Raw genomic sequence first — 4,973 nt, 5'->3', positions numbered from 1 at the left:
GGGGAATGGGGAATGGGAAAAAATCTATCTTGTCTTCTTTTCCCCTACTCCCTACTCCCCACTCCCAACTCATTTACTAAAGTTACCCATTGCTGAACGCTGAGGTCTTCGGCACGGGACTGGGGATTTATTTCTAATTGTTCCAGTAAGTGGGTCAGGCGATCGCGTTCTACAACTGATTGCAAATTATTTCGTAACATTTTGCGTTTGGCACCGAAGCCCAACTTTAAGAAGTTCTCGAACCGTCTTGGTTCAAGTGCTGGTATTTCCCTTTTTTGGGGACGCAATCGCACCACTGCTGAATCGACTTTTGGCGGTGGCTGGAATGCGGCGGCTGGAACTGTGCAAATTAATTCACACTGTGCTAGATACTGTACCCGCACGCTCAACGCCCCAAAAGTTCTTGACCCTGGTTTAGCATACAATCTTTCTGCTACTTCTTTTTGTACCAGTAGCACTATTGAGTCAAATGGTTCTGGGTTGGGGTTAGCGATCGTACCCAGTAGTTTCTCGATGATTGGCCCTGTAATGTTGTAGGGGATATTAGCTACTACTTTATTTGGCTTTTGAAAATTGGGAAATGCCGCTAGATGTGATGGTAAATCTAGGGTTAGAAAATCCCCTTGCAACAGTAAGAAATTTTCCGTTTTACCCAGTTGCTTTGCTAATAGCTCACATAAATCTCGGTCTATTTCAACTGCAACCAAAGATTGGACTAAGGGTAGTAAACGACGAGTTAGAATGCCGGTTCCTGGCCCAATTTCTAAGACGCGATCGCCCTTATCGGAGCGATCGCCTTGTGTACACTCTGCTGCTTTAATAATTGCGTCGAGTGCTTTTTCACTTTTGAGCCAATGCTGACCAAAGACCTTACGCGGTCGGATCATTTATTTTCCTTACCCCATGTAGTTTTCAGCTTTTTCTAAAAAACCTGTTTCTTACTTTTGAGGGCTGTTTTTTTGACTTTTTTAATTGACATTAGATATTTTATATGATAGCTATTTTACCAAAATAGCACGAACTATCTGCAAACTCTTAACCCTGAAAGTGGGTAGTGCTTGATGTATTAAGTAATTTAAAGTACTTCTCACAACAAAGTTAAAAAATTATGCAAACGCTATAACTTGATACTTGTGTCCAATTATCGCAGTACAAGGTTTGACGACAAGCCCAAAGCTAAGGGAAAAAAACGAATATTGTCCGAAATATTTAGATGCAAAGATGTAAATAACTTTATCCTTTTAAACAAGGATATCTAAGACAATACGAGATAATTGCACTACCAGCGTTATGCCCATAGATTTACGGGAATTTTATCAGGCTTCCGACCCCAGCAGAACTCTGTTTGTCAAAAATAGCTCTGATGGCAAGTATTATATAGATTTTTCCTCAGTCCGAGGTGGTGATATTCTTGGCAAACTGAAGCAGAAAATTACTTTTTTTAAGCCCAATGAACCCACTTGCACTTTATTTACTGGGCATATTGGTTGTGGGAAATCGACAGAACTATTACGGTTACAGGCAGAACTGGAAAAGTTAGGCTTCCATGTGGTCTATTTTGAGTCTAGTGACGATCTGGAAATGACCGATGTCGATATTGCTGATGTGCTGCTAGCGATCGCTCGTCGGGTGAGTCAAAGTCTGGATAAAATTACCCTGGGGGAACCTAACAAGTTTAATGAGTTGCTCCAAGGTGCTTGGAAGGTCTTAAACTCCGAGGTGACGGGGGTAAAAGTTAAGGTTCCCAATGTCGGCGATTTTGGTGTTACTTCTGAAAAAGAAAAGCTTTCTCTGTCTGTGGGCATTGGTGAAATCACAGCAAAGATGAAAAATGACCCAACACTGCGGGAAAAACTCAATCAATATTTAGCACCGCAAAAAACTAAACTGTTGGAAGCGATTAATCAAGAATTATTGGAACCGGCGATCGCTAAACTCAAACAGCAAGGTAAAAATGGTCTAGTGGTAATTGTCGATAATCTTGACCGTATAGATAATCGTGTCAAAGCTTGGGGTCGTCCACAGCAAGAATATTTATTTGTCGATCAAGGTGAGTTTTTGACGAAGCTTAATTGTCATTTAATCTACACCATGCCATTGTCTTTAAAGTTTTCCAACGATTACGGAATGCTGACCCAGCGTTTTCCAGAAGATCCCAAAGTGTTACCAATGGTACCTGTAAAATGGCCTGATGGCAGTGTTCATCTAGAAGGAATGGCACTGATGCAGCAGATGGTATTAGCGAGAGCTTTTCCTGATTTGACACCAGAGGAGCGTTTAAATAAAATTACCGAGATTTTTGATCGTGCTGCTAGTTTAGAGCGGTTATGTCAAATGAGCGGTGGTCATGTGCGGGACGTGCTGAGGCTGTTGAATACCTGGATTATGGAAGAAATGAGTCTTCCCCTAACTGGTGAAACCTTAGAGCAAGTTATTCGTTCTCGCCGGAATGAAATAATGTTGCCGATTTCTGATGATGAGTGGCAATTGTTACGTCATGTCAAAGAAAAGAAAAAGGTGAGTGATGACCACGGATATCAAAAACTGATTCGCAGTCGCTTTGTATTTGAATATCGCGATGGTGGCGAGTCTTGGTTTGATGTTAATCCCGTTTTGGCGGAGGCAAGGGAGTTGCAGTGAGGAATCAGGGAACCGATAAATAATTAGATTATGAAACCAGAAACGAGAAATATTTTGTTAAAAGCTTACGCACAGTTGCACCAAATCACAGAAGAATTGTACTTAGCCTCAGATAAAGCCGTAGAAAACAGCGATTTTGATGACGCTAGCTTACTAGCTAGTAGAGCAGATAGACTTTATGAAGAGATAGAAAATTTAGAGATTGTAATTTCAGAACAGGAGGAAATATGAAAACAATCCCAGAGTTAAAGACTCGTATTCAAGAACTCAGTAAACAAGCTGTTGAATTTAGTAGAAAAGCATCTGAAGTGTGTTTAAGTGACCGTCAGCAAGCCAAGTATTTTAGACAAAAAGCAAGAGAAGCTAGCAAACGTACTCAAGTATTGATACAGGAGTTAAAACGCCAGGAAGTTTAATTTTCTAATCTTTAATCCTGCCTCCTGCCTCCATAAGCTTATGAGTCCACAGCAATCACCGGAAGATCACCATGTAAACAACGACCGCTCCCTGAAACAATTAGCTTGGGCGATCGCATCCTCTGTGGGACAGTTTAAGCTGATTTTGGCACGGTGTAATTATGCCAGTTTGCGCGATCGCTTAATCCAAAAATTACGTCAAATCTCTCAAGTCGAAATTCGTGTTTTGGCGGTGCAGCAATCTCACAGGACTCTTTATAATGCGATTCAGTCAGAATTCGGGGAAGAAATATCAGCCTGTGTGATGGTTGTCGGTTTGGAATCAGTGCAGAATTTGTCTGTGATGTTAACTTCTGCTAATCAGGTGCGGGAAGAGTTTCGCAAGAATTTTGCTTTTCCCTTAGTGTTGTGGATTGACGATGAAATCTACAAACAACTAATACAGCTTGCACCAGATTTGGAAAGTTGGGCAACTACAAGGAATTTTGCCATATCAACACAGGAATTGATAGATTTTATTAGCGAAACTGCTAATCAATGGTTTAGTAATAACTTAAATTTTAGCGTTGATGTATATACTAAACTGGAGAACGAGTTAGAAACGGCGCAAAGAGATTTACTCAATCAGCCAGATGTTTATAATTTAGAGATTCAAGCTAATTTAGAATCTTTATTAGGTTTTATCAAACAGATAAATAATCACAAAGATTCGGCGCTACAGCATTATCACAAAGCTGAGAAGCTCTGGCAGCAAAATCATAATTTAGAAAGACAGGCAAAAATCCTCGGTGAGATTGGCTTTTGCTATTATCTCAAAGCTTTTAAACATCAAGATATCACTCATCCACATTGGCAGACGACTTGGCATTATGTTCAAGAGTATATAGATTTTATTAACCAGTTTCAAAGTCCAGATTTAATTGCTAATGCAGTAGTTAAATTCGGTGATATCTTGCGAGACTTGCAAAAATGGGAAACGTTGCAGAGTCTTGCAGAACAAGCTTTAGTAATCCATCAAACTAACAACCAGCTAAGGGAATTAGCCAAGGATTACGGTTTTTTAGCTGAGGTGGCTTTGGCTCAAAATAACTGGGTGAAAGCAAATCAGTTAGTTAAGCAAGCTTTAGAAGTTTTTGCGGCGATTCCCAATCTGGAATCAGCGAATATATCAGGGGTTTTAGCTCAATTTAGTGATGTTCTGCCCCGGAAGATCCCCCCAACCCCCCTTAAAAAGGGGGGCTTAATTCCCTCCTTTTTAAGGAGGGTTAGGGAGGATCAAGCCTTAACGCAAGGGTATGAGGATTTAGATGGTATTCCTGAAAGGGTTTTAGAATCAAAAGATTTGAGTTTATATCAGTTTATTTTAAGTCGTTCTCAATACCATTTAGGTCAAACTCAACAGGCAACTCTCAGCTTAGAAACTGCTAGGGATGTGGGTAATCCCCTAGAAGATGTCAGGCTTTACTTGGATATTCTCAGATTTTTGCACCAGCTTTATTTTGAGCAGAAAGAATATCTCAAAGCATACAACATTAAACAGCAACGGCGTTCTATTGAACAGCAATTTGGTTTGCGGGCTTTTATTGGTGCGGGGAGGTTAGAAGCAACAAAACAGGCATTTGTAGAGACATTGCGCTCAAACTCTCCCCAAGGAAATATTGCCCCAGAAATTGCTGCATCTGGTCGCCTATTGGATGTAGAACGTTTAATTGAACGCATGGGTCGCCCTGATTATAAGCTGATAGTAATTCATGGGCAATCGGGTGTGGGCAAAAGTTCCCTGGTGAATGCGGGACTGGTGCCAGCTTTAAAGAATAAAGCGATCGGTATTCAAGATTATTTGCCGGTGGTAATGCGCGTTTACACCAACTGGGTGGAAGAATTGGGGAAGCTTTTGGGAGGGAGTGGGGAGTGGGG

At 40.9% G+C, this 4,973-nt stretch carries 5 protein-coding genes; 4 read left to right on the top strand and 1 reads right to left on the bottom strand.

The window, feature by feature from the left end; translation table 11 throughout:
- Nucleotides 1-44: 44 nt before the first annotated feature.
- On the bottom strand, nucleotides 45-887 hold the full coding sequence (gene rsmA / locus F8S12_RS26695; RefSeq protein WP_196519313.1) for a 16S rRNA (adenine(1518)-N(6)/adenine(1519)-N(6))-dimethyltransferase RsmA: 843 nt from the start codon (nucleotides 885-887) through the stop codon (nucleotides 45-47).
- A gap of 403 nt (nucleotides 888-1,290) precedes the next feature.
- Between rsmA and F8S12_RS26690 the strand changes: the two genes are divergently transcribed.
- The 4 genes from F8S12_RS26690 to F8S12_RS40985 form a co-directional block, all read left to right on the top strand.
- On the top strand, nucleotides 1,291-2,640 hold the full coding sequence (locus F8S12_RS26690; RefSeq protein ID WP_196519312.1) for an AAA family ATPase: 1,350 nt from the start codon (nucleotides 1,291-1,293) through the stop codon (nucleotides 2,638-2,640).
- 30 nt (nucleotides 2,641-2,670) lie between these two features.
- The gene (locus F8S12_RS26685) at nucleotides 2,671-2,871 is read left to right on the top strand and encodes a hypothetical protein (RefSeq protein WP_196519311.1); all 201 of its coding nucleotides are present in this window, start codon (nucleotides 2,671-2,673) and stop codon (nucleotides 2,869-2,871) included.
- Complete coding sequence (locus tag F8S12_RS26680) at nucleotides 2,868-3,056, top strand: hypothetical protein (RefSeq protein ID WP_196519310.1); 189 nt, start codon at nucleotides 2,868-2,870, stop codon at nucleotides 3,054-3,056. The genes F8S12_RS26685 and F8S12_RS26680 overlap by 4 nt, the downstream gene beginning before the upstream one ends.
- A 40-nt stretch (nucleotides 3,057-3,096) precedes the next feature.
- A partial coding sequence (locus tag F8S12_RS40985) for an nSTAND1 domain-containing NTPase (RefSeq protein WP_442946832.1) occupies nucleotides 3,097-4,973 on the top strand: 1,877 nt, incomplete at its 3' end.

This window comes from Nostoc sp. WHI, assembly GCF_015714725.1.
Lineage (GTDB): Bacteria > Cyanobacteriota > Cyanobacteriia > Cyanobacteriales > Nostocaceae > Nostoc.
Note: the sequence above shows the minus strand (reverse complement) of the source record. Positions and strands in the feature narration are given on the sequence as shown.